Here is a 22,916-nt window from a genome sequence, read left to right as displayed (position 1 = left end):
TCAGTTGCAGAACTTGAGTACATTGGTGCGGCTCTTGTCGGTCGGGGCGGTGCGGTCCTGCTGCAGCCAGAACTGGCACTTGGGGTCCTGGTTATGGTTCTGCGCGTCGCCCTGGCTTTGTTCCTGGCGGCGCAGGTTGTCCTTGTACTGGTCGAACATCGCCGAGCTGTCATCCGGGGCGCGCATGGCCGGCGGCGGTGGCGCCGGGGTGGTGATGGCCAGCGGTGCGTTGAAGAACAGCTTGTAGCCCAGCCAGGTGGTCAGGGCGATGGCCAGGAAGCCCAGCCAGATGCCCAGGGCAATACAGCCCACCAATTGCGCGGGGTTGAGGGTGACAAGCAACTGGCGGTGGTTGGGGCGGTAGGGCATGGCGGCCTCCTGGCGGCGCGGGCAGGTTTATGATTGTCTCACGAGCAATGACTTTGCCTCTACAATGCCCGATTTTGCCCGGAGGGCGTGATGGAAGCGAACATGAAAGCCTCCTGGGACATTTTCTGCTGTGTGGTCGACAACTTCGGCGACATCGGGGTGACCTGGCGCCTGGCGCGACAGTTGGCCGCCGAACATGACGTGGCCGTGCGCCTGTGGGTCGATGACCTGAAATCCTTCGAGCGCCTGTGGCCAGCGGTGCAGCCAAGCCTGGCCAGCCAGTGCCACGAAGGCGTGGAGATCTGCCAGTGGCCGCAGGAATGGCCGGCAGTGCAGGCTGCGGACGTGGTCATCGAAGCTTTCGGCTGCAAACTGCCCGCCGTCTACCGCGCGGCCATGGCGGCCAGGACCGCGCCCGCCCTGTGGCTGAATTTGGAATACCTCAGCGCCGAAGGCTGGGTGTCGGGTTGCCATGGCCTGCCGTCACCGCAGCCGGACCGCTTGCAGAAGTATTTCTTCTTTCCGGGTTTTGTCGAGAAAACCGGCGGGCTATTGCGGGAAAACACCCTGCTGGCGCGCCGCGATGCCTTCCAGGCCGACCCGCAGGCGCGGCGTGCATTTCTCGCCAGCCTGGGTGTCGACGTGGCGGCGGGCAGCCGCCTGCTGTCGTTGTTCGCCTACGAGAACGCCAGCCTGGCCGAATGGTTCGACGTGATGGCTGCCGATGCCACGCCCACCCACGTGCTGGTGCCCCAAGGCCGCGTGCTGGGTGATGTGCAGGCGTGGCTGGCGGTGGATGAGCTGGCGGTGGGCGCCGTTCATCGCCGGGGCGCGCTGACCGTGCAGGTGGTGCCGTTCGTCCGCCAGGACCAGTACGACTTGCTGTTGTGGTGCTGCGACTTCAATGCCGTGCGCGGCGAGGACTCGTTCGTGCGTGCGCAATGGGCGGGGCAGCCGCTGCTGTGGCACATCTATGAGCAGGAAGAATATGCCCATTGGGAAAAGCTGGAAGCCTTCCTGGCGCTTTACGTCGAGGCGCTGAGCCCGGCGGCGGGGCAGGCGCTGACTGACCTGTGGCGTGCCTGGAACCAGGGCCTGGCCATGGGCGACAGCTGGCGCCGGGTGCTGGAACACTGGCAGGAGCTGGCCGCCAATGCCCGCCAATGGGGCGAAAAACAGGCCGCTCAGCCTGATCTTGCGACGGCGCTGGTACAGTTTTACCGAAATTGGATATGATACGCGGCCTAGATTTTTGTAAATCCATCCAAATTCGGATATTCGCAATGAAAACTGGTAAAGAGCTTAAACCCGGTACCGTGATCCGTATCGACAACGACCCTTGGCTGGTTCAGAAAGCTGAATTCACCAAGTCGGGCCGTAACAGCGCGATCATGAAGACCAAGCTGAAGAACCTGCTGACCGGCTACAAGACTGAAACCGTCTACAGCGCCGACGACAAGCTGGACGACGTGATCCTGGATCGCAAGGAAGCCACCCTGTCCTTCATCAGCGGTGACTCCTACACGTTCATGGACACCACTGACTACACCATGTACGAGCTGAACGCCGAAGACATCGAATCGGTTCTGCCATTCGTTGAAGAAGGCATGACTGACGTCTGCGAAGCCGTGTTCTTCGAAGGCCGCCTGGTTTCCGTAGAGCTGCCGACCACCATCGTGCGTCAGGTTGACTACACCGAAGGTTCGGCTCGTGGCGACACTTCCGGCAAGGTCATGAAGCCTGCCAAACTGAAGAACGGCACCGAGCTGAGCGTTGCCGACTTCATCGAGATCGGCGACATGATCGAGATCGATACCCGCGAAGGCGGTTCGTACAAAGGTCGCGCCAAGTAATTCTGGCCCTTCCTGCGTAACAAAAAGCCCGACCATGAGTCGGGCTTTTTTGTGCCTGGGATTTGTGCCCCGTGGGCTTACACCGCTACGTGCAGGCGTACATCCACGTTGCCACGGGTGGCGTTCGAGTACGGGCACACCAGGTGGGCGGCGTCCACCAGCGCCTGGGCGTCGGCTTGTTCCAGGCCCGGCAGGCTGATGCGCAGGTCGATGTCCAGGCCGAAACCGCCAGGGATCTGGCCGATGCCCACTTCGGCGGTGATGCTGGTGTCGGCGGGCAGGGCACGCTTGGCCTGGCCGGCAACGAATTTCAGTGCGCCGATGAAGCAGGCCGAGTAACCGGCGGCGAACAGCTGTTCAGGGTTGGTGGCTTCGCCGCCGGCGCCGCCCAAAGCCTTGGGGGTGGCCAGTTTCACGTCGAGGATGTTGTCGCTGGAAACGGCACGGCCATCACGACCACCGGTTGCGGTTACGGTTGCGGTATAGAGCGTTTGCATGGTGACACCTCAAGGCTGAATGTTTGGGGGTGTTGTCTGGGTACGGGGTTAGATTAGTTCGCTAATAGTTTGCGCGCAAGATAAATAATTGAAGGGCACGACGAACGGCGTACCCGTGGGCGGGAATCAGAGGCTTTCGTGCAGGTTGCCGCGCAGCTCCAGCAGGTCGCCCTGCAGCTTTTTCAGGCGTTCCACGGTCTCGCCAGTGGCGGCCAGGATGCAGCCAGGGATGGTCTTGGCCTTCTCGCGCAGGGCGCGGCCCTGGTCGGTGAGTTGCACAATCACCACGCGCTCGTCTTCACGGCTGCGGGTGCGGCTCAGCAGGCCCTCGGCTTCCAGGCGCTTGAGCAGCGGGGTCAGCGAGCCGGGGTCGGTCAGCAGGCGGGTGCTGATTTCGCCCACGGTCAAACCGTCCTTTTCCCACAGCACCATCATGGTCAGGTACTGCGGGTAGGTCAGTTCCAAAGCCTGCAGCAGCGGTTTGTAGACCTTGGTCATCAGCAACGAAGTGGAATACAGGGCAAAGCACAATTGGCTGTCGAGCAGCAGATCGTCGCAATGGCCTTCGGCAGCGCTGGAAGTGGGGCGGTCGGCGTTCATGCTGATCCTTGATTCAATTGAAGCGGGCGAATTTAGCGTCGAGGTGTTTAACGCGCCAGCTAATTCATCATGGCCGTATGGGCGGCTTCTTGAAAGGTTTGAGCCACGGACCGCGCGCATAGTTCGTTAAATTACAACTTGAAGCCTTCGGCGATATGGTCGGCCAGGCATTCGGTGATCGCATTCTGCGTGCCCTCGTTGCGCAGCAGCATCACGCTGGCCATGGGCAACTGCGGCAGGCCCTCGGCTTCGCCCAGGATGCGCTGGTCGGGGGTGATCAGGCTTTGCAGTTGCGCGGTCACCGCCAGGCCTGCGCTGACCACCGCCATGATCGCCGCGAGGCTAGGGCTGGAATAGGCGATACGGTAGGGCTTCTGCCTTGCGTCCAGGGCGTTGCAGGCCCAGATGCGGCAGAAGCAGTCGTTGTTGAACATGGCCAGCGGGATGGGGTTCTGCTCCACGGGGTTGAAGCCGATGGCCTGGGCCCACACGAAGCGTTCGTGGCGCAGCATCTGGCCGATTTCGCTGCCCGGCTCGCGGGTGACGATGGTCAGGTCCAGGTCCTGGCGCTGCATCAGCTGTTTCGAGCTTTCGCAGTGCACCTCCACCTGCACCAGCGGGTAGGCCTGGGCGAACTGCGAGAGGATGCCCGGCAGGAAGCGCATGGCGTAGTCGTCCGGCGTGCCGATGCGCACGGTGCCGACCATGTGCGGCTCGCGCAGGGTGGTGAAGACCTCGCTGTGCAGCTTGAGGATGCGCCGCGCATAGCCCAGCAGAATCTGCCCTTCGGCGGTGAGGCGCACCTGGCGGCCGTCGCGCTCGAACAGCCGGCGTTGAAGGATGTCTTCCTCCAGGCGTTTCATCTGCATGCTCACCGCCGATTGGGTGCGGTTGACGCGCTCGCCGGCACGGGTAAAACCACCCTCGTCGGCGATGGCGACGAAGGTGCGCAGCACTTCCGAGTCGATGCTTTGGTACTGGGACATACATCAATCTCCGAGATGCGAGGCATAAGAAACATTCGTTGGATTGATCATAATCCCGGCGCGACACTGAGTCATCCCCAACTGGAGGGTCGGATGATGAAAGGTCAAAAGGGTTATGTGCTGGTCATGCGGGTGCCGTTCCACGGCGTCTCTATCCAAGGCCTGTGGCGGCGTGTGCAGCGTTGGCGCCAACTGGCGTGGGAACGCCATCAGCTGGCGGCCATGAGCGACGACATGTTGAAGGATATCGGCATGTCCCGGGCCGATGTCAGTCGCGAGACCGAGCGGCCGTTCTGGGATGATCCGCTGCAGAAATAAGCGGTGGCGAAGCGCCAGTGCCAGGGCTAGTGTAGGGCAGGTTCACAAGGAGTCGTGCATGCCCCAATCACTGAGCATCGCCCAGGCGCGGCGCCTGGTGCTGGCCGCCCAGGGCTTCGCCCCGCGGCCATTGCGCTCGGCACTGGCGCCCGGCCACGTGTTGAAAATGGTGCAGCGCCTGGGGGTGCTGCAGATCGATTCGGTGAACGCTGTGGTGCGTTCCCATTACCTGCCGTTGTTCTCGCGTTTGGGCGCCTACCCCCAGGGCATGCTCGATGACATGGCCTGGGGGCGCGGGCGCCAGCGCAAGCTGTTCGAGTATTGGGGCCATGAGGCCTCGCTGCTGCCCCTGGAGCTGTACCCGGCCATGGCCTGGCGCATGGCGCGGGCTGCGCAGGGCAAGGGTATCTACAAGCAGCTGGCGCGCTTTGGCGTGGAGCAGAAACCGGTGCTGGCGCGGGTGCTGGAGGCGGTGCGCGAGCAAGGTGCCCTGGGCGCCGGCAGCCTGTCCACGCGGCAGGAACGTGCCGGGCCGTGGTGGGACTGGAGCGCGGAAAAACATGCGCTGGAATGGCTGTTCGCTGCCGGGCAACTGACGGTGGCGGGGCGGCGTGGCTTCGAGCGTCTATATGATTTGCCCGAGCGCGTGTTGCCGGCGGCCGTGCTGGCCAGGCCGGTGCCCGACGTGGGCCAGGCCCAGCGGGCGTTGCTGCTGCATGCAGCTACCGCTTTGGGCGTGGCCACCGAGAAGGACCTGCGCGACTATTTTCGCCTCGACCCCGCCGACTCCCGTGCCCGCCTGGCCGAGCTGGTGGAAGACCGCCAACTGCAACGTTGCAGCGTGGAGGGCTGGTCGCAGCCAGCGTTCACCCCGCGTCAAATTCGTATCCCGCGGCAGGTCGCCGCCAGCGCCTTGCTGTCGCCCTTCGATTCGCTGGTGTGGGAGCGCGACCGCACCGAGCGGCTGTTCGATTTTCGCTACCGGCTGGAGATCTACACGCCTTCGCACAAGCGCGTGTACGGCTATTACGTGCTGCCGTTTCTGCACAACGAGCAGATTGTGGCGCGGGTGGATGTGCGCGCGGCACGCGCCACGGGTGAGCTGCGCGTGCTGGCGGTGCATGACGAGCAGGGGCGCCTGGACGCCGAAGGCCTGGCGGCCCTGGCTGGGCAGTTGCAGGCGATGGCAGGGTGGTTGGGCCTGGCGTCGGTCACCCTGGAGTGCCAGCGCCACGCCCCGTTCCTGTAGCCGTGGCCTAGCGGCGGACCTGCTTCAGCGTTTCGGCAATCATGAACGCCAATTCCAGCGACTGGTCGGCATTCATGCGCGGGTCGCAGTGGGTGTGGTAACGGTCTGACAGGCCGTCCTCGGTGATCGGCCGCGCGCCGCCGATGCATTCGGTGACGTTCTGCCCGGTCATCTCGATGTGAATGCCGCCGGCGTAGGTGCCCTCGGCCTCGTGCGCCTGGAAGAACTGCTTGACCTCGCTGAGGATCTGCGCGAAGTCGCGGGTCTTGTAGCCGCTGCTGGCCTTGATGGTGTTGCCGTGCATGGGGTCGGAACTCCACAGCACCTGGCGGCCCTCGGCCTTCACTGTGCGCAGCAGCTGTGGCAGGTGGTCGCCAACCTTGCCGGCGCCCATCCGCGCGATCAGGTTCAGGCGGCCGGGGTCGTTGTCGGGGTTGAGCGCGTCGATCAGGCGGATCAGGTCGTCGGGCTTCATGCTTGGCCCGACCTTGACACCGATGGGGTTGTTCACCCCGCGCAGGAACTCGACGTGGGCGCCGTCGAGCTGGCGCGTGCGGTCGCCGATCCACAGCATGTGCGCCGAGCAGTCGTAGTAGTCGTTGGTCAGGCTGTCGCGGCGCACGAAGGCTTCTTCGTAGTTGAGCAGCAGCGCCTCGTGGGCGGTGAAGAAGCTGGTCTCGCGCAGTTGCGGCGCGCTGTCCAGGCCGCAGGCGCGCATGAATGCCAGGGTTTCGTCGATGCGGTCGGCCAGCTGGTGGTACTTGTGCGCCAGCGCCGATTCGGCAATGAAGTCCAGGTTCCACTTGTGCACCTGGTGCAGGTCGGCGAAACCGCCCTGGGCGAACGCGCGCAGCAGGTTGAGGCTGGCGGTGGACTGGTGGTAGGCCTGCAGCAGGCGTTCCGGGTCGGGGGTGCGGCTTTTCTCGTCGAAGCCGATGCCGTTGACGATGTCGCCGCGGTAGGCGGGCAGGGTGACGCCGTCGATGGTTTCGTCATTGGCCGAGCGCGGCTTGGCGAACTGCCCGGCCATGCGCCCCACTTTCACCACCGGGCAGCCGGCGGCGAAGGTCATGACGATGGCCATCTGCAGCAGCACCTTGAAGGTATCGCGAATCTTCGCTGCCGAGAACTCGGCGAAGCTTTCCGCGCAGTCGCCGCCTTGCAGCAGGAATGCACGGCCCTGGGTGACCTCGGCGAATTGCCGGCGCAGCTCGCGGGCCTCGCCGGCGAACACCAGTGGCGGGTAGCTGGCCAGGGTTTGCTCCACGTGGGCCAGACGGCTGGCGTCGGGGTAGAAGGGTTGTTGCTGGATCGGCAAGGCGCGCCAGCTGTCGGGGCTCCAGGGAAGGCTCATGACAGGCTCTTATCTAATGTGTTGATAGGTGAATCGATGGTACCACCACCACGCCCTGTGGGAGCTGGCCCAATAAATGCGACAATCGCGTTTTTCCAGGCTTGATGAGCGCCCGTGGTGCAAGACAACGAACCCGAAGTAACCCGTGAGCGCGTCGAGCGTCTGCTGGCCGAAGTGCATGATCAGTTCGGCATGATCCGTGTGCTGGAAGTGGAGGATTACCGCTTCCTGGAGTTTGGCGATGCCATCGAGCAGAGCTGCGTGTTCACTGCCGACCCCAGCTGGCTGGAGTACGACTACACCCGCGCCATGCTGATTGGCGCGCTGTGCCACGAACAGCCCGAGAGCGCGCTGTTCCTGGGCCTGGGCGCCGGCACCCTGACCCAGGCGTGCCTGAAGTTCCTGCCGCTGGAAGACGTCGAGGCCATTGAGCTGCGCCCCGACGTGCCGCGCCTGGCCATCGAGTTTCTGGGCCTGGACGACGACCCGCGGCTGTACATCCGCACCGGCGATGCCATCGAGCTGCTGCCTACCGCAGAACCCGCCGACCTGATTTTCGTCGACCTGTACACCGACCATGGCCCCGGCGTGGGCCACCTGGCCTGGCGCTTCCTGGAGGACTGCCAGAAGCGCCTGAACCCGGGCGGCTGGCTGATCATCAACCAGTGGGCCGGCGATGACGGCAAGCCCTTGGGCGCGGCGTTGCTGCGCGGCCTGTACCACCGCCACTACTGGGAGCTGCCGGTGACCGAGGGCAACGTGATCCTGATCATTCCGGCCGAGCTGGACCAGGACCTCGACCTCGACGGCCTGAAGGCCCGCGCCGAAGCCCTGGCCCCGCGCCTGGGCTACTCGCTGCAGGCGCTGATCGCGCAATTGCGCCCGGCGTCCTGACTCACTGCCCGGTGAAGGTGCCCGGCCGGCGCTCGTGAAACGCCGCCAGGCCTTCGCGGGCGTCGTCGCTGCCCAACAGCAGGTGCGCCTGGGCGTGCAGGGTGGCGACGCTGGCCGCTTCGCCCTCCAGCACCGCCAGGCGCGCTGACGCCAGCGTGGCCGCCACGCCCAGCGGCGCCTGGGCGGCGATGCGCTCGGCGAGCTGCAGGGCGTTGGGCAGCAGGTCCTCGCTGGCCATTACTTCCTGCACCAGCCCCAGGCGCAGCGCCTCGTGGGCGTCGAACTCGTCGCCCGTCAGCAGCCAGCGCATGGCGTTGCCCCAGCCGGCTATCTGTTGCAGGCGCACGGTGGCGCCGCCGAAGGGAAACAGGCCGCGCTGTACTTCCATCTGCGCAAAACGCGTGTTGCTGGCGCACAGGTTGATGTCGGCCGCCAGCATCAGTTCTATGCCGATGGTCAGGCAGTAGCCCTGGGCGGCAACGATCAGCGGTTTGCTCAGCGTGGGGCCAAGGCCCACGCGCCAGGGGTCCAGGCCGCCTTCGGGCAGCTTCCAGCCCTGCACGAAGGCGGTGTTCACCGCCGCCAGGTCGAGGCCGGCGCTGAAGTGCTCGCCGTGGCCGTACAGCACGGCGGCGCGGGCGGCCGGCTCGCGCTCGTATTCGCCGTAGGCCAGGCTAAGCTGTTCCAGCAGGGGCAGGTCGAAGGCGTTGCGCTTGGCGGCGCGGTCCAGGCCGATCAGCATCACGGCACCGCGCAATTCGCGGCTGACGTTACCAGGGCAGGGTTGGCTCATATCGGCATCCTCGATGGCAAGGGGTGAAACGATTAAGCCAGGGCGCCGGGCGCGCGGGTCTCTAGCAAAATAGACGCGCGGTCGATGTTGCGCAAAGCCTGTGACAATAGTGGGTTCAGCCGTCTGATAACGATAAAAAACTCTCACGTACACGGCGTTTTCAGGTATAGTGCGCGCCGGTCTTTAATCAGGCCACGTTTAGGTAGCGCAATCCCCCGAAGACAACTTCGACTGCACGTCCGTACCGCGGACTCTCCCTAACGATTCTTTTTTTTCATTCAATCGTTTTCGCAAATCCCCGCCGACAAAGCTGCCAGGGTGACTCTCGAGTCTTACAAGGCATGCGCAGCTTTGGAGCATGGGTCTTTGCGGATGCACTTAGAGGCAGACCCATGACCCAGGAAACCGGCGGCTTCGCCGCTCTCGGACTTAACCCGAACATTGTTGCAGCCGTCATCGCGACTGGCTACGAAGAGCCGTCGGCTATTCAGCAGCAATCGATCCCAATCATCCTGGAAGGTCATGACATGATCGGCCAGGCGCAGACTGGTACCGGTAAAACCGCTGCCTTCGCACTGCCGATTCTGAATCGCATCGACCCGAGCAAGCGCGAGCCGCAAGCCCTGATCCTGGCGCCAACCCGTGAGTTGGCGCTGCAAGTAGCCACTGCATTCGAAACCTATGCCAAGCAAATGCCTGGCGTAACCGTAGTGGCCGTGTATGGCGGTGCCCCGATGGGCCCGCAACTGAAAGCAATCCGCAACGGCGCGCAAATCGTCGTGGCAACCCCTGGCCGTCTGTGCGACCACCTGCGTCGTGACGAGAAGGTCCTGGCCACCGTGAACCACCTGGTTCTCGACGAAGCCGACGAAATGCTCAAGCTGGGCTTCATGGACGACCTGGAAGTCATCTTCAAGGCCATGCCCGAGTCGCGTCAGACCGTACTGTTCTCGGCTACCCTGCCGCAGTCCATCCGTGCGATCGCCGAGCGTCACCTGAAAGACCCGAAACACGTCAAGATCCAGAGCAAGACCCAGACCGTTACCGCGATCGAGCAGGCTCACCTGCTGGTTCACGCTGACCAGAAGACTTCCGCTGTCCTGCGCCTGCTGGAAGTGGAAGAGTTCGACGCCCTGATCGCTTTCGTGCGTACCAAGCAAGCCACCCTGGACCTGGCCAGCGCCCTTGAAGCCAAAGGCTACAAGGCTGCCGCCCTGAACGGCGACATTGCCCAGAACCAGCGTGAGCGCGTCATCGACTCGCTGAAAGATGGCCGCCTGGACATCGTCGTCGCTACCGACGTCGCTGCCCGTGGCCTGGACGTACCGCGCATCACTCACGTGTTCAACGTTGACATGCCGTACGACCCGGAGTCCTACGTTCACCGTATCGGCCGTACTGGCCGTGCTGGTCGCGAAGGCCGTGCGCTGCTGCTGGTCACCCCGCGTGAGCGCCGCATGCTGCAGGTTATCGAGCGTGTAACTGGCCAGAAGGTTGCCGAAGTTCGCCTGCCGAACGCCCAGGCCGTTCTTGATGCTCGCATCAAGAAACTGACCAACAGCCTGGCACCGCTGGTTGGCGATGCAGAAGCCACCCACGGCGACCTGCTGGACCGCCTGACCGCCGACATCGGCTGCACCCCGCGTGCCCTGGCTGCCGCCCTGCTGCGCAAGGCCACCAATGGCCAGGCGCTGACCCTGGACGCTGTAGAGCGTGAGCAGCCACTGGTTCCGACCAGCGCGCCGCGCGAGCGTACTACCGGTGACCGTCCTGAGCGTGGTGACCGCGAGCGTCGCGCGCCAATGCCTCTGGGCGAAGGCCGTGCACGCTGCCGTACCGCCCTGGGCGCTCGCGACGGTATCGCCGCGAAGAACCTGCTGGGTGCCATCCTCAACGAAGGCGGCCTGGCCCGCGAAGCTATCGGCCGTATCCAGGTACGTGACAGCTTCAGCCTGGTCGAGCTGCCTGAGGAAGGCCTGGAGAAGCTGCTGGCCAAGCTCAAGGACACTCGCGTTGCCGGCAAGCAGCTGAAGCTGCGTCGTTATCGCGAAGACTGATCCTGCCTTGCGGCTGATCTGAAATGAAAAATCCCCGGCCTGGTGCCGGGGATTTTTTTTGCCTGCGTGTGGGGCGGGACGCGGCCTGCGGCCGCTGCTACAGAGGCCCGCGTAGCAGCTGCCGCAGGCTGCGTCTTGCATGCGCGGTGCATCAGGCTCACCGCGGCGCCCATGACGCGGCCTGCGGCCGCTGCTACAGAGGCCCGCGTAGCAGCTGCCGCAGGCTGCGTCTTGCATGCGCGGTGCGTCAGGCTCACCGCGGCGCCCATGACGCGGCCTGCGCGGTGCCTCAGGCTCACCGCGACGCCCATGACGCGGCCTGCGGCCGCTGCTACAGAGGCTCTGCGTAGCAGCTGCCGCCAGGCGGCGTCTGTCAATCGAAGCGGTAGATGTCCATGCCCAGCGCGCCCAGGGTCCAGCCCGCATGGGTCAGGCCGAAGGTGTCGCCGGCGCCGCGGGCAAAGTACAGCGGCAGCAGGTGCTCGTCGCTGGGGTGGTTTTTGGCTGCAAAGGGCGCTTGCTGGCGGTAGTCGAACAGCGCCTCCTGGTCGTCGGCCTGCAGTTTTTCCAGCATCCAGTCGCGGAAGGCCTTGGCCCACGGCGTGGCGCTTTCCGGGCCGGCGTGCCAGTCCAGTTCGCGCAGGTTGTGGGTGATGCTGCCAGAACCGATCAGCAGTATGCCTTCGCCGCGCAGGCCGGCCAGGGCCTGGCCCACCAGGTGCTGCAACTGCGGCCCCAGGCGGCTGGGCAGCGACACCTGCACCACCGGGATGTCGGCCGCCGGGTACATCAGCGACAAGGGCACCCAGGTGCCGTGGTCGAACGGGCGCTGCGGGTCGAGGCGGGCCGGCAGGCCGGCGTCGGTCAGGCGCTGGGCAATGTCCGCGGCCAGGGCCGGTTCGCCAGGGGCGGGGTACTGCACGGCAAATAGCTCTGGCGGGAAGCCGCCGAAGTCGTGCCAGGTTTCCGGGGCGGGGCTGCTGGATACCAGCAGCTCACGGCTTTCCCAGTGCGCCGACACCACCACGATGGCTTTCGGGCGCGGCAGTTCGGCGGCCAGCCTGGCCAATGCCGGGCCGCTGGCGCCGGGCTGCAGGGCGAGCATGGGCGAACCGTGGGAAATGAACAGGCTGGGCAGCATGATTGAAGTCCTGAGCGTTGAGATGGGATTATCATCGGCCAGTGATTGATCTAAATCTAATATAAGTTTTAGTGCCATTTGATCGAATAGATGGGGGAAAGCATGCAGGCTGATTTTTGGCAGGAGCGCTGGCAGCGCAATCAGATCGGCTTTCACCAGGCGGGCGTCAACCCCTACCTGCAGCGCCATTGGCCGAGCCTGGCGGTGGCGCTCGGCGCCCAGGTGCTGGTGCCGCTGTGCGGCAAGAGCCTGGACCTGGCGTGGCTGGCGGGGCAGGGCGTGCGGGTGCTGGGCGTGGAGCTGGCGCAGAAGGCTGTGCAGGCCTTCTTCCATGAGCAGGGCCTTGCGCCCAGCGTGCACGCCCACGGCGCGTTCACCCGCTACCAGGCCGGTGAGGTGGAGCTGTGGTGTGGTGATGTCTTCGCGCTGACCGCCGCCGACGTGGCCGGCTGCACGGCGCTGTACGACCGTGCCGCGCTGATTGCCTTGCCGCCGGACATGCGCCGCCGCTATGTGCAGCACCTGACGGCGATACTGCCCAAGGGTTGCGCGGGGTTGTTGGTGACGCTGGACTACGACCAGGATGTGCTGCCCGGGCCGCCGTTCGCGGTGCCGGATGCCGAAGTGCAGGCGTTGTGGGGTGGCCGTTGGCGGGTGGAGCAGTTGGAGTGCAGGGATATTCTGGAGGAGGGCGGCAAGTTCGTGAATGCCGGCGCCAGGCGCCTGGATGAATGCGCCTACCGCCTTACGCTGTAACCGCTGCCTGGGGCAGCGGCTACAGGTGTTGTTGCGCCTGAATCAACCGCGGCGGCGCAGGGCCTCGATGCGGTCTTCCAGCGGCGGGTGGCTCATGAACAGGCCAGCCAGGCCGTGCTTGAGGCCACCGTTGATGCCGAAGGCGGTCAGGGTGTCCGGCATGTGCACCGGCACGCCCTGTTCCGAACGCAGGCGCTGCAGGGCGCCGATCATCGCCCCGGTACCGGCCAGGCGGGCGCCGGCTTCGTCGGCACGGAATTCGCGCTTGCGCGAGAACCACATGACGATGACGCTGGCCAGGATGCCCAGCACCAACTCGGCGAAGATGGTCGCGATGTAGTAGGCCATGCCCTGGCCTTCTTCGTTCTTGAAGATGACCTTGTCGACGAAGTTGCCGATGATCCGCGCGAAGAACATCACGAAGGTGTTCACCACGCCCTGCACCAGCGCCAGGGTGACCATGTCACCGTTGGCCACGTGGCCGATCTCGTGGGCCAGCACCGCTTTCACCTCGTCGGGCGAGAAGCGTTCCAGCAGGCCTTGGCTGACGGCTACCAGGGCGTCGTTCTTGTTCCAGCCGGTGGCGAAGGCGTTGGCCTCGTAGGCCGGGAAGATACCCACCTCGGGCATCTTGATGCCGGCTTCGCGGGACAGCTGTTCAACGGTCGCCAGCAGCCACTGTTCGTGGCGGGTGCGTGGCTGGCTGATGATTTGCGTGCTGGTGCTCATCTTCGCCATCCACTTGGAGATGAACAGCGAGAACAGCGAGCCGGCAAAGCCGAACACGGCGCAGAAGACCAGCAGTTGTTGGAGGTTCAGATCCACGCCGTTGGCTGCCATGAACCCATTGAAGCCAAAAAGGCTCAGGGTGATGCTGGCAATCAGCACGACCGCAAGGTTGGTGGCTAGGAACAGCAAGATGCGCATCATGGTTGTTACGTACTCCTGACGGAAGAAATTGCAGCGTTGACCGGTATATAAGGGGCGAGCCCCGGCGATTCAACAGCGCGACTATTTCAAACTGTGTCACAACCATGATTCTAGACAGCAGGGCGCTACCGCCGTGGGGTGGCGGGATCAGTGGTTGTTCGGAGAAGTGTTACCAGATTTGTGGGAGCTGGCTTGCCCGCGCGCGTTTATGGCCCCAACAGCTCGCGGGCACCCCCCCCCCGCTCCCACAGCGCGGGGCGTTACTGCTTGTAGTTCTTCAGGAAGCCGCCGATACGGCCGATGGCCTGTTCCAGGTCGTCGACGCGCGGCAGGGTAACCACGCGGAAGTGGTCAGGCCATGGCCAGTTGAACGCGGTACCTTGCACCACCAGCAGTTTTTCCGACAGCAGCAGGTCCAGGACGAACTTCTCGTCGTTGTGGATCGGGCACACCTTGGGGTCGATGCGCGGGAACGCGTACAGCGCGCCCATGGGTTTCACGCAGCTCACGCCAGGAATGTCGTTGAGCAGTTCCCAGGTACGGTTGCGCTGCTCCAGCAGGCGGCCGTTGGGCAGTACCAGGTCGTTGATGCTCTGGTAGCCGCCCAGGGCTGTCTGAATGGCGTGCTGGCTCGGCACGTTGGCACACAGGCGCATGTTGGCCAGGATGTCGATGCCTTCGATGTAGCTCTGGGCGTTGTGCTTGGGCCCGGAGATGGCGATCCAGCCCGAACGGAAGCCGGCCACGCGGTACGACTTGGACAGGCCGTTGAAGGTCAGGCACAGCAGGTCGGGGGCCAGCGAGGCGGTGCACACGTGCACGGCGTCGTCGTAGAGGATCTTGTCGTAGATTTCGTCGGAGAACACCACCAGGTTGTGCTGGCGGGCAATTTCCAGCATGCCCAGCAGCACTTCCTTGGAATACACGGCGCCGGTGGGGTTGTTCGGGTTGATGATCACCATGGCCTTGGTGTTCGGGGTGATCTTGGCCTTGATGTCGTCCAGGTCAGGCCACCAGTTGGCCTGCTCGTCGCACAGGTAGTGCACTGCGTGGCCACCGGCCAGGCTCACCGAGGCGGTCCACAGCGGGTAGTCGGGCGCCGGCACCAGCACTTCGTCGCCGTTGTTGAGCAGGGCCTGCAGGGCCATCACGATCAGCTCGGAGACGCCGTTGCCCAGGTAGATGTCCTCGATGCCGATGCCTTCCACCTGCTTTTGCTGGTAGTACTGCATCACGGCCTTGCGGGCGCTGAACAGGCCCTTGGAGTCGCTGTAGCCTTGCGCGGTGGGCAGGTTGCGGATCACGTCCTGAAGGATTTCGTCCGGCGCTTCGAAGCCAAACGGCGCCGGGTTGCCGATGTTCAGCTTGAGGATGCGGTGGCCTTCCTCCTCCAGGCGTTTGGCGTGCTTGAGCACCGGCCCGCGAATGTCATAGCAGACGTTGGCGAGCTTGTTCGATTTGCTGACCTGCATGATGGAATCCCAAGGAAAAAAAGTGCCGCGAGATGGCGCGGTGAAAATGAAATTGAATGCGCCTGGCGTGGGTGACAGACTGGGGTCTGAACAAGGCGCAATCATACGTGCCACCCGATCCCCGGAAAAGGGACAGATCGGGGTTTTTCAGCTGCCGAGGTAACCCGATGACCAAGTTCACCAAGACCGAGGAAGAATGGAAGGCGATGCTCGACCCCGAGCAATACAACGTCTGCCGCCTCAAGGCCACCGAGCGCCCCTTCACGGGCAAGTACAACAGCACCAAGACTGACGGCGTGTACCATTGCGTGTGCTGCAACGCCGCGCTGTTCGATTCGACCACCAAGTTCGATTCCGGTTGCGGCTGGCCGAGCTTCTACGCGCCGATCGCAGACAGCGCCATGGTCGAGATTCGCGATGTCAGCCACGGCATGATCCGCACTGAAGTCACCTGCGCCGAATGCGACGCCCACCTGGGCCACGTGTTCCCCGACGGCCCGCCGCCGACCGGGCTGCGCTACTGCATCAATTCGGTGTGCCTGAACCTGGTACCCCGCGAGTAACGCAATTCCCGTAGCAGCGGCCAAAGGCCGCGTCCCCAGGCACCGCAAATCATCAGCCGGGACGCGGCCTACGGGATTTTTGTTGGCATTTAAATTGTGTGCAATTGAATTGCACGCTATGGTTATCCTTCCATCCACGGAGGACCTGCCATGAGCGACGCCCTGTTGAACATTCCCTGCGCCACCATCACCGGTGAGCAGAAAACCCTGGCCGATTTCGCCGGCAAGGCCATCCTGGTGGTCAACACCGCCAGCAAATGTGGCTTCACCCCGCAATACAAGGGCCTGGAGCAGCTGTGGCAGGACTACAAGGACCAGGGCCTGGTGGTGCTGGGCTTTCCCTGCAACCAGTTCGGCAAGCAGGAGCCTGGCAGTGAAGACGAGATCTCGCAGTTCTGCGAGCTGAACTTCGGCGTTACCTTTCCTCTATTCAAGAAGATCGACGTCAATGGCGCCCATGCCCACCCGCTGTTCGTGCAGCTGAAAAAGCGGGCGCCCGGGCTGTTGGGTTCCCAGGGTATCAAGTGGAACTTCACCAAGTTTCTGATCGGCAAGGACGGCAAGCTGGTCAAGCGCTTCGGCCCCACCACCAAGCCCCAGGAGCTGGACGGCGAGATCCAAGCGTTGCTGAAATGACCGGCCTGCTGCTGGACGACCAGCTGTGCTTCAAGTTGTACGCCGCCTCGCGCGCAGTGACCCGCGGCTACAAGCCCATGCTCGAGGCCCTGGGCCTGACCTACCCGCAGTACCTGGCCATGCTGGTGCTGTGGGAATGGCATGCCAGTGCGCCGGAGCAGCCTACGGTGAAGGCCCTGGGCGAGCGGCTGATGCTCGATTCGGGCACCCTCACGCCGTTGCTCAAGCGCATCGAGCAGTTGGGCCTGGTGGTGCGGCGCCGGGCGGTGCAGGACGAGCGTGAAGTGCACCTGGGCCTGACTGGCCAAGGCGTGGCGCTGCGCGACCAGGCCGCCACCTTGCGTGAGCGGCTGATCTGCGCCAGCGGCATTGACCTCAACCAGTTGCAGCCCTTGCAGCAAGGGTTGGAGCAACTGATGGCGCAGCTCACGGCGCGAGGTTGAGCGGTATCCAGTGGTCGATGAGGGTGATCAGCTCTTCGCGGCGGAACGGCTTGGCCAGGTAATCGCTCATGCCCGCCGCGCGGCAGCGTTCGCGCTCCTCGGGCATGGCGTTGGCGGTCAGGGCCACGATCGGTAGTTGCGGCCAGCGCCCGCTCTGGCGGATGCGTCGGCTGGCCTCGTAGCCGTCCATGACCGGCATGTTGCAGTCCATCAATACCAGGTCGTATTCCTTGTCTTCCAGCGCCGCCAGGGCCTCGCCGCCGTGGGCGGCCACTGTCACCTCGCACCCCAGCTTGCTGAGCATGCCCTTGGCTACCAGCTGGTTCACAGGGTTGTCTTCCACCAACAGGATGCGCGCGCGCCGCGGCGGTGCTTCGCCGCGTTCCAGCGCCAGTTGCTGGCTGGGCTCGTCGCCCAGCAGGGTGCGCCGCAAGGTCTGGTACAGCGCGTTGCGCGCCAGCGGCCGGGCCTGCTGTTGCAGCGGGCTGAGGGCGGTGGCCTGTTCGCTGGGCAGGAAGTTGCCGTAGGCGGTCACCAGCAGGATCGGCGCGGTAACGGCCGGGCGCAGGCCGAACAGGCAGTCCAGGCAGTCGGTAATCAGCAGGTCCGGGTTCAGGCCTTCCAGCGGCGCGTCGGTGCTCAGCCGCTGGTAATCCAGGCCCCAGCCGGGCAGCAGGCTTTGCAGCAGTTCGGCGAGGCCGCTGCTGGCCGGGCTGATGGCGATGACCTTGCCCTTCAAGGGGGCAGGGGGCACAGCGGGGGTGTGGGTCAACAGCGGCAGGTCGGCGCTGAAGCGGCTGCCAAAGCCGGCTTCGGAGCTGATGCTCAGGCGCCCCTGCATGGCTTCGCACAGGTTGTTGGTCAGCGCCAGGCCCAGGCCGGTGCCGCCGTATTGGCGGGTAATGCCGGCGCCTGCCTGGGTGAATGGCTGGAAGATCTTGACCTGGGCTTCCTGGGGGATGCCGATGCCGGTGTCGCACACCTCGATGCTGACGCCGCCAGGGTAGGTGCTCAGGCGCACGTCGACGCGGCCGAAACGGGTGAACTTCAGGGCGTTGGACAGCAGGTTGCTGACGATCTGCCGCACGCGCGTGGGGTCGCCCAGCACCATGGCGGGGAACCGGGGGTCAATCAGGCAGGCCAACTCGACGCTGGGCGCAGCGTTCTGCGACAGCAGGTTGGCGGTGTCTTCCACCAATGCACCGAGGTCGAAGGGGATGCGTTCCAGCTCCAGCTGGCCGGCGTCGAATTTCGACAGGTCGAGAATATCGTTCAGCAGCTCCACCAGCACCTTGCCCGAGTCGTGGGCGATAGACAGCTGCTGGCGCTGCTCGGCGTTCAGCGGGCTGTCCAGCGACAGCGCGATCATGCCCAGCAGGCCGTTCAACGGGGTGCGGATCTCGTGGCTCATGTTGGCCAGGAACGCGGCGCGCGCCTGGGCCATTTCCATGGCGGTGCGCCGGGCGTTTTCCAGCTCTTCGTTGGACAGGCTCAGGCGAATGTTGCTGGCCTTGAGCTCGGTGGTGCGCGCCGAGACGATGTTCTCCAGCTCCGCCAGGTAGTCGGTGAGGCGGTTCTCGGCGGTGCGCCGCTGTTGGATCTCGGTGCTCATGCTGACGAACTGCTGGTTTGCCGCGCGCACCAGCACGCCAATCTCGTCTTGCTCGTGGCCGGGCGGGTACTCAAGCTTGGTCGGCTTCGAGGCATGCGGATTGGAGTTGCTCAGGGCACTGATCACCCGCACCAGCGGCTTGGTCAGCATGGTGTAGAACAACGCTAGCATGATGCCCGCCAGCAACAGGCTGCGCAGGAAACCGGAAAACAGGGTGATCTCGGCGCGGCGCAGGAAGCGCGTGCCGAAGGCCAGGGTGTCGACGTCCAGGTGCAGGGTGCCCAGGCGTTCGCTGGGCATATGGCTGAGGAACAGAGCGTCGTCGTAATTGCGGCGCTCGCCGAAGAGGAAATCGCTGACGAAGCGGTAGCGGCTCTCGGTGCGCGGGCGGCTGACGTTGGCCAGCACGGTATTGTTGTTGTCGGACAGGCGCGCGCCCACAATCGACTCGGAATGCAGCAGCCCCGCCGCCAGTTCCTTGGCCAGCTCGGCGTCGATGTTGTAGGCAATGCGTGAAGCCGGGTTGTGGCTGATTTCCAGCAGCGACACCATCTCGCGGTTGATGGCGGTGTCGACGTTGGCATAATCGATGCCGATCTGCACAATGCTGAGCAATGTTCCGATAATGAAGCCGACCACTACTGTCAGTCGAGCCTGTTTGTATGACAGTCTGTGGGTGAACTTTATATCCATATATACCGGGCCAAGGGTTCGTTCCGTGCGCGCTGGGCAAGCATAGCTGAAGTGCCGTCGTTATCGGCGCAGTCATTTCACTATATCGACAGCGCGCCTGCGCGTTTTACTGTGAAATTGTGCAAAGGAGAAGTCATGGATTCGCGTCTGGAAGCATTCCTGCAACGCGCCGAATCGGTGTTGGCGCGCCTGGAGCCGTTGTTGCCGGCCGTGCGCCCACAACTCGACTGGGCCCAGTGCCTGGCCGCGCGCTGGCAGCGGGACGGCCGCACGGGTTATTTGCTGCCGCTGCAGGTCAGCCTGAACACGCGCCTCACCGACCTGATCGGCGTGGACCGCCAGCGCGACCAGCTGGGCGGCAACACCCGTCAGTTTCTCCAGGGCCTGCCGGCCAACCACGCATTGTTGTGGGGTTCGCGCGGCACTGGCAAGTCGTCGCTGGTGCGTGCGCTGCTGGCCGAATATGCAGGGCAGGGGTTGCGCCTGATCGAAATCGAGCGCGACCACCTGGCCGACCTGCCGCGCGTGGTGGAGCAACTGGCAGGCCTGCCGCAGCGCTTCGTGCTGTTCTGCGACGATTTGTCATTCGAGTCGGGGGAGGGCGATTACCGTATCCTGAAAAGCGTGCTCGACGGCTCGCTGGAGTCGGCGCCGGACAACGTGCTGCTGTACGCCACCTCCAACCGCCGGCACCTGGTGCCGGAGAAAGAGAGCGACAACGCCCACTGGCAAAACGTCGACGGCGAAATTCACCCCAGTGAGGCGGTGGAAGACAAGATCGCGCTGTCGGACCGTTTCGGCCTGTGGCTGTCGTTCTACCCGTTCAACCAGGAGCATTACCTGAATGTGGTCGAGCACTGGGTGGGCGTATTTGCCCGCCAGGCCGGCCTGCAGTGGCAGCGCACCGCGGAGCTGGACATCCTGGCGGCGCGCTGGGCTACCGGCCGCGGCAACCGCAACGGCCGCTGCGCCTATCAATTTGCCCGTTACTGGGTGGGTCTCAAATTACTGGAGCAACCGCAATGATCGATTTGAACAGCACCGGCCAGGGCCTCGAAGGCTACGCGATGCTGACCGCGCAACTGGAATCGCTGCTCGCCGACGAGCGTGACTTCATTGCCAATGCCTCGCAGTTCTCTGCGTTCCTCTACAACTATGTAGATGACCTGAACTGGGCCGGCTTCTATATCAACCGCAACGAAGAGCTGGTGCTGGGGCCGTTCCAGGGCCAGGTAGCCTGCGTGCGCATTCCGTTCAGCAAGGGCGTATGCGGCGCTGCGGCAGCCACCCGCCAGACCCAGCGCGTGGAAGACGTGCACGCCTTCCCGGGCCACATTGCCTGCGACAGTGCCTCGAACAGTGAGTTGGTGGTTCCGCTGGTGAAGGACGGCCGCCTGCTCGGCGTGCTGGACCTGGACAGCCCCAAGCTGGCGCGCTTCAGCGAAGCGGACCAGGCGGGGATAGAGAAGATGGTGGAGATTTTCCTGCGTTCCACCGACTGCTGATTCGGTGATGCACCCCCTGTAGCAGCAACTGTCTTGTGGGAGCTGGCTTGCCAGCGAGCTTTTATGGCCCCAAGAGCTCGCTGGCAAGCCAGCTCCCACAGGGTGTAGCAGCTGCCGAAGGCGGCGTCGGCAACGACGCGGCCCTGGGGCCGCTGCTACGGGTCAATCGTAGATGACTTTCTTCTTCCACTCGGGCTCGACTTCCTTCAGCCCTTCGGTCAATTCGTTGTGGTCGTCTTCGCTCGGTGCATTGCTGTCCAGCACCAGGGCGTTGGCCCGCGCCAGCAATTTCTCCATGTACTTGAGCTGTTCCTGGTAAACCGCCGGCTCCGGCTGCTTGCGCAGGTACTGTGCGCCGCGCTCGAACGCCAGGCGCGCCTGCCCGGGTTGTTCGGCCGCCAACGCCGCCTGCCCCAGGTTGTTGAAGAACTCGATGTGCAGCAGCACCAATATATGACGGATCTCGCGGATCCAGTGCTTGGCCTCGTTGGCCGGCAGGAAGCCGTCCTGGGCGGCGCGGGTCACCTGGGCATGCAAGGCTTCGAGCAGGAAGCGCACGTCCTTGGCCTTTACCTCGGTCTGGATGGGCACCGGCGCATTCTTCACGGTGATGCCTTCGCCCTTGCCGATCTCCGCTTCCAGTTCCACCAGCCGTGCCTTGATGGCGGCGTTGCCTTTGTCCTGGGCCAGTATGCGTTGGTTGAGGTTGAGTTCCAGGCGGGTCAGCAGCAGCTTCAATGCCGGTGTCATGAATTGCCCGGGGAAGGTCTCGGTGATCTCGCCACAGCGGCGCAAGCGGTCTGCCAGCTCATGCTTGAGCTTGGTCTTCTCCAGCTTGTTGGTCTCCACCACGTTATTCAAGTAACCGATGGCGATCAATATAACGATCCCCGCTACTATAATCAGGGTGATCATGAGTGGTGTCACCGTGTAAGCCTCGTCAGATTGTCGTCCATTTGAGTGTAGTGGCTAAGCCACAGCCCGGATAGAGGCTATCGCCCGAAGGCCGCCGCGCCGGGCTGGCAAACGCCGCTCCCGGTCAGGTTGTCGGCAGGGAAGTCATTGATTTAAATAAATTTATCATTGGGGGTTGACGACTTCCCAAACCACCCCTAGAATGCGCGCCACTTGCAGCGTAAAGCACACAGCGAAACGCAGCAGGGAGTGAATGTTGTAGCGTGTCCCCTTCGTCTAGTGGCCTAGGACACCGCCCTTTCACGGCGGTAACAGGGGTTCGAGTCCCCTAGGGGACGCCAATGCGGGAATAGCTCAGTTGGTAGAGCACGACCTTGCCAAGGTCGGGGTCGCGAGTTCGAGTCTCGTTTCCCGCTCCATTTTTAAACAGCTTCGCTTTCGGGCGGGGTTGAGTGAAACCAGAACCAAGCCTTCGGGTACGGGTCTGGGCACCGAAACACACACCATGTGTTCCGGGCAGCGTGTCCCCTTCGTCTAGTGGCCTAGGACACCGCCCTTTCACGGCGGTAACAGGGGTTCGAGTCCCCTAGGGGACGCCATTTGCGGGAATAGCTCAGTTGGTAGAGCACGACCTTGCCAAGGTCGGGGTCGCGAGTTCGAGTCTCGTTTCCCGCTCCATATTCATCAAGAACGCCGCTCACTGAGCGGCGTTTTTGTTCGTGCCGAAAAAAGTATGCCCCGTAGCAGCTGCCGCAGGCTGCGTCCGGCGTCGGTCCTGCGTTGCTCCAGGACGCGGCCTTCGGCCGCTGCTACGGGATGCGAGGTGCCTTCAGGGCCTTTGACGGGTGATTTCGGTAACCCTGTGAAAAAAAACGAAATTTTTTTAAAAAAGGGCTTGCCAAGATCTTCGAATAGCTGCAAAATCTGCCCCATCGAAACGCTGATAAACATCAACGATTTCAACAAGATAGCTGCTACACGAAGTTGTCTTCAAGCGGGAATAGCTCAGTTGGTAGAGCACGACCTTGCCAAGGTCGGGGTCGCGAGTTCGAGTCTCGTTTCCCGCTCCAAATTAAATCAAGAACGCCGCTCACTGAGCGGCGTTTTTGTTTGTGCGTCATTTGGCCCGACGGCAGGCATGGGGTGCGGCATTATCCAGCCTTCACGTCTTTCCCCCAATGTGCCATCATTCGCGCCGCAAAACCGGGTCGTCAGGCCGTTCGGCATGGTCCGAATTCGCCCTGGCACCCTCCGGGCACAGCCCCAGTCTTCGCCTTTTT

The 22,916-nt window shown here is 63.7% G+C and carries 24 protein-coding genes and 5 tRNA genes; 17 read left to right on the top strand and 12 right to left on the bottom strand.

The window, feature by feature from the left end; genetic code table 11:
• Window positions 1–369, bottom strand: a complete 369-nt coding sequence (locus AC0SZ7_RS18715; RefSeq protein WP_475505771.1) for a hypothetical protein — start codon at window positions 367–369, stop codon at window positions 1–3.
• A gap of 102 nt (window positions 370–471) precedes the next feature.
• Here AC0SZ7_RS18715 and earP point away from each other — a divergent pair, with 102 nt between their 5' ends.
• Window positions 472–1,605 carry an elongation factor P maturation arginine rhamnosyltransferase EarP gene (gene earP / locus AC0SZ7_RS18710; protein WP_475505770.1) on the top strand — a complete coding sequence of 378 codons (1,134 nt, stop codon included), beginning with the start codon at window positions 472–474 and terminating at the stop codon, window positions 1,603–1,605.
• 47 nt (window positions 1,606–1,652) lie between these two features.
• Window positions 1,653–2,222, top strand: coding sequence for an elongation factor P (locus tag AC0SZ7_RS18705; protein ID WP_027977430.1), 570 nt, complete (start codon window positions 1,653–1,655; stop codon window positions 2,220–2,222).
• 77 nt (window positions 2,223–2,299) lie between these two features.
• Here the strand turns inward: AC0SZ7_RS18705 and AC0SZ7_RS18700 are convergent, their stop codons facing one another.
• The 3 genes from AC0SZ7_RS18700 to AC0SZ7_RS18690 all read right to left on the bottom strand — a co-directional run bounded on the left by AC0SZ7_RS18700 (window position 2,300) and on the right by AC0SZ7_RS18690 (window position 4,305).
• Window positions 2,300–2,719 (bottom strand): organic hydroperoxide resistance protein, encoded by a 420-nt coding sequence (locus AC0SZ7_RS18700; protein ID WP_475505769.1) that lies wholly within the window; start codon window positions 2,717–2,719, stop codon window positions 2,300–2,302.
• Window positions 2,720–2,845: 126 nt separating this feature from the next.
• The gene (locus AC0SZ7_RS18695) at window positions 2,846–3,319 is read right to left on the bottom strand and encodes a MarR family winged helix-turn-helix transcriptional regulator (RefSeq protein WP_416423109.1); all 474 of its coding nucleotides are present in this window, start codon (window positions 3,317–3,319) and stop codon (window positions 2,846–2,848) included.
• Window positions 3,320–3,450: 131 nt separating this feature from the next.
• Complete coding sequence (locus AC0SZ7_RS18690; RefSeq protein WP_475505768.1) at window positions 3,451–4,305, bottom strand: LysR family transcriptional regulator; 855 nt, start codon at window positions 4,303–4,305, stop codon at window positions 3,451–3,453.
• 96 nt (window positions 4,306–4,401) lie between these two features.
• Between AC0SZ7_RS18690 and AC0SZ7_RS18685 the strand changes: the two genes are divergently transcribed.
• Together AC0SZ7_RS18685 and AC0SZ7_RS18680 are read left to right on the top strand one after the other, a co-directional pair.
• Window positions 4,402–4,623, top strand: a complete 222-nt coding sequence (locus AC0SZ7_RS18685) for a DUF1127 domain-containing protein (protein ID WP_475505874.1) — start codon at window positions 4,402–4,404, stop codon at window positions 4,621–4,623.
• A 58-nt stretch (window positions 4,624–4,681) separates the two neighbouring features.
• A complete protein-coding gene (locus AC0SZ7_RS18680; RefSeq protein ID WP_475505767.1) occupies window positions 4,682–5,872 on the top strand; it encodes a winged helix-turn-helix domain-containing protein in 1,191 nt (396 codons plus the stop codon).
• Between the two features lie 7 nt (window positions 5,873–5,879).
• On the opposite strand, the gene AC0SZ7_RS18675 is transcribed toward AC0SZ7_RS18680, so the two are convergent.
• Window positions 5,880–7,226, bottom strand: a complete 1,347-nt coding sequence (locus AC0SZ7_RS18675) for a class II 3-deoxy-7-phosphoheptulonate synthase (RefSeq protein WP_475505766.1) — start codon at window positions 7,224–7,226, stop codon at window positions 5,880–5,882.
• Between the two features lie 192 nt (window positions 7,227–7,418).
• Between AC0SZ7_RS18675 and AC0SZ7_RS18670 the strand changes: the two genes are divergently transcribed.
• Window positions 7,419–8,120, top strand: a complete 702-nt coding sequence (locus tag AC0SZ7_RS18670; RefSeq protein WP_475505873.1) for a spermidine synthase — start codon at window positions 7,419–7,421, stop codon at window positions 8,118–8,120.
• Window position 8,121: 1 nt separating this feature from the next.
• On the opposite strand, the gene AC0SZ7_RS18665 is transcribed toward AC0SZ7_RS18670, so the two are convergent.
• Complete coding sequence (locus tag AC0SZ7_RS18665) at window positions 8,122–8,913, bottom strand: crotonase/enoyl-CoA hydratase family protein (RefSeq protein ID WP_475505765.1); 792 nt, start codon at window positions 8,911–8,913, stop codon at window positions 8,122–8,124.
• Between the two features lie 392 nt (window positions 8,914–9,305).
• On the opposite strand from AC0SZ7_RS18665, the gene AC0SZ7_RS18660 reads away from it, so the two are divergent.
• A complete protein-coding gene (locus tag AC0SZ7_RS18660) occupies window positions 9,306–10,970 on the top strand; it encodes a DEAD/DEAH box helicase (protein WP_475505764.1) in 1,665 nt (554 codons plus the stop codon).
• A 373-nt stretch (window positions 10,971–11,343) separates the two neighbouring features.
• Here the strand turns inward: AC0SZ7_RS18660 and AC0SZ7_RS18655 are convergent, their stop codons facing one another.
• Entirely contained in the window at window positions 11,344–12,111 is a 768-nt protein-coding gene (locus AC0SZ7_RS18655; RefSeq protein ID WP_475505763.1) for a DODA-type extradiol aromatic ring-opening family dioxygenase, read from the bottom strand.
• Between the two features lie 102 nt (window positions 12,112–12,213).
• Here AC0SZ7_RS18655 and AC0SZ7_RS18650 point away from each other — a divergent pair, with 102 nt between their 5' ends.
• Window positions 12,214–12,867 carry a thiopurine S-methyltransferase gene (locus tag AC0SZ7_RS18650; RefSeq protein WP_475505762.1) on the top strand — a complete coding sequence of 218 codons (654 nt, stop codon included), beginning with the start codon at window positions 12,214–12,216 and terminating at the stop codon, window positions 12,865–12,867.
• A 42-nt stretch (window positions 12,868–12,909) separates the two neighbouring features.
• Here AC0SZ7_RS18650 and htpX read toward each other — a convergent pair whose 3' ends face one another.
• Together htpX and AC0SZ7_RS18640 are read right to left on the bottom strand one after the other, a co-directional pair.
• Window positions 12,910–13,797 (bottom strand): protease HtpX, encoded by an 888-nt coding sequence (gene htpX / locus AC0SZ7_RS18645; RefSeq protein ID WP_475505761.1) that lies wholly within the window; start codon window positions 13,795–13,797, stop codon window positions 12,910–12,912.
• 260 nt (window positions 13,798–14,057) lie between these two features.
• Window positions 14,058–15,269 (bottom strand): pyridoxal phosphate-dependent aminotransferase, encoded by a 1,212-nt coding sequence (locus AC0SZ7_RS18640; protein ID WP_416423117.1) that lies wholly within the window; start codon window positions 15,267–15,269, stop codon window positions 14,058–14,060.
• 167 nt (window positions 15,270–15,436) lie between these two features.
• Between AC0SZ7_RS18640 and msrB the strand changes: the two genes are divergently transcribed.
• The 3 genes from msrB to AC0SZ7_RS18625 all read left to right on the top strand — a co-directional run bounded on the left by msrB (window position 15,437) and on the right by AC0SZ7_RS18625 (window position 16,911).
• A complete protein-coding gene (gene msrB / locus AC0SZ7_RS18635; RefSeq protein WP_475505760.1) occupies window positions 15,437–15,832 on the top strand; it encodes a peptide-methionine (R)-S-oxide reductase MsrB in 396 nt (131 codons plus the stop codon).
• A 150-nt stretch (window positions 15,833–15,982) separates the two neighbouring features.
• Complete coding sequence (locus AC0SZ7_RS18630) at window positions 15,983–16,468, top strand: glutathione peroxidase (protein ID WP_475505759.1); 486 nt, start codon at window positions 15,983–15,985, stop codon at window positions 16,466–16,468.
• On the top strand, window positions 16,465–16,911 hold the full coding sequence (locus AC0SZ7_RS18625) for a MarR family winged helix-turn-helix transcriptional regulator (protein WP_475505758.1): 447 nt from the start codon (window positions 16,465–16,467) through the stop codon (window positions 16,909–16,911). Before AC0SZ7_RS18630 ends, AC0SZ7_RS18625 begins: the two co-directional genes overlap by 4 nt.
• Here AC0SZ7_RS18625 and AC0SZ7_RS18620 read toward each other — a convergent pair.
• Window positions 16,895–19,216 (bottom strand): hybrid sensor histidine kinase/response regulator, encoded by a 2,322-nt coding sequence (locus AC0SZ7_RS18620; protein WP_475505757.1) that lies wholly within the window; start codon window positions 19,214–19,216, stop codon window positions 16,895–16,897. The two genes, AC0SZ7_RS18625 and AC0SZ7_RS18620, sit on opposite strands and share 17 nt — an antisense overlap.
• A gap of 135 nt (window positions 19,217–19,351) precedes the next feature.
• On the opposite strand from AC0SZ7_RS18620, the gene AC0SZ7_RS18615 reads away from it, so the two are divergent.
• Both AC0SZ7_RS18615 and AC0SZ7_RS18610 read left to right on the top strand, forming a co-directional pair.
• The gene (locus AC0SZ7_RS18615) at window positions 19,352–20,242 is read left to right on the top strand and encodes an ATP-binding protein (RefSeq protein ID WP_475505756.1); all 891 of its coding nucleotides are present in this window, start codon (window positions 19,352–19,354) and stop codon (window positions 20,240–20,242) included.
• A complete protein-coding gene (locus tag AC0SZ7_RS18610) occupies window positions 20,239–20,721 on the top strand; it encodes a GAF domain-containing protein (RefSeq protein ID WP_475505755.1) in 483 nt (160 codons plus the stop codon). Before AC0SZ7_RS18615 ends, AC0SZ7_RS18610 begins: the two co-directional genes overlap by 4 nt.
• Before the next feature lie 162 nt (window positions 20,722–20,883).
• Here the strand turns inward: AC0SZ7_RS18610 and AC0SZ7_RS18605 are convergent, their stop codons facing one another.
• Window positions 20,884–21,648 carry a hypothetical protein gene (locus AC0SZ7_RS18605; RefSeq protein WP_475505754.1) on the bottom strand — a complete coding sequence of 255 codons (765 nt, stop codon included), beginning with the start codon at window positions 21,646–21,648 and terminating at the stop codon, window positions 20,884–20,886.
• Window positions 21,649–21,901: 253 nt separating this feature from the next.
• Between AC0SZ7_RS18605 and AC0SZ7_RS18600 the strand changes: the two genes are divergently transcribed.
• The 4 genes from AC0SZ7_RS18600 to AC0SZ7_RS18585 all read left to right on the top strand — a co-directional run bounded on the left by AC0SZ7_RS18600 (window position 21,902) and on the right by AC0SZ7_RS18585 (window position 22,314).
• A tRNA-Glu gene (locus AC0SZ7_RS18600) sits at window positions 21,902–21,977 on the top strand.
• Window positions 21,978–21,979: 2 nt separating this feature from the next.
• Window positions 21,980–22,055, top strand: a tRNA-Gly gene (locus tag AC0SZ7_RS18595).
• A 104-nt stretch (window positions 22,056–22,159) separates the two neighbouring features.
• Window positions 22,160–22,235: transfer RNA gene (locus AC0SZ7_RS18590), tRNA-Glu, on the top strand.
• Window positions 22,236–22,238: 3 nt separating this feature from the next.
• Window positions 22,239–22,314: transfer RNA gene (locus AC0SZ7_RS18585), tRNA-Gly, on the top strand.
• A gap of 6 nt (window positions 22,315–22,320) precedes the next feature.
• Here the strand turns inward: AC0SZ7_RS18585 and AC0SZ7_RS18580 are convergent.
• Window positions 22,321–22,587, bottom strand: a complete 267-nt coding sequence (locus AC0SZ7_RS18580) for a hypothetical protein (RefSeq protein ID WP_475505753.1) — start codon at window positions 22,585–22,587, stop codon at window positions 22,321–22,323.
• 43 nt (window positions 22,588–22,630) lie between these two features.
• Between AC0SZ7_RS18580 and AC0SZ7_RS18575 the strand changes: the two genes are divergently transcribed.
• A tRNA-Gly gene (locus AC0SZ7_RS18575) sits at window positions 22,631–22,706 on the top strand.
• Window positions 22,707–22,916 lie beyond the last annotated feature (210 nt).

Source organism: Pseudomonas sp. JC1203 (genome assembly GCF_056175065.1).
Note: the sequence above shows the minus strand (reverse complement) of the source record. Positions and strands in the feature narration are given on the sequence as shown.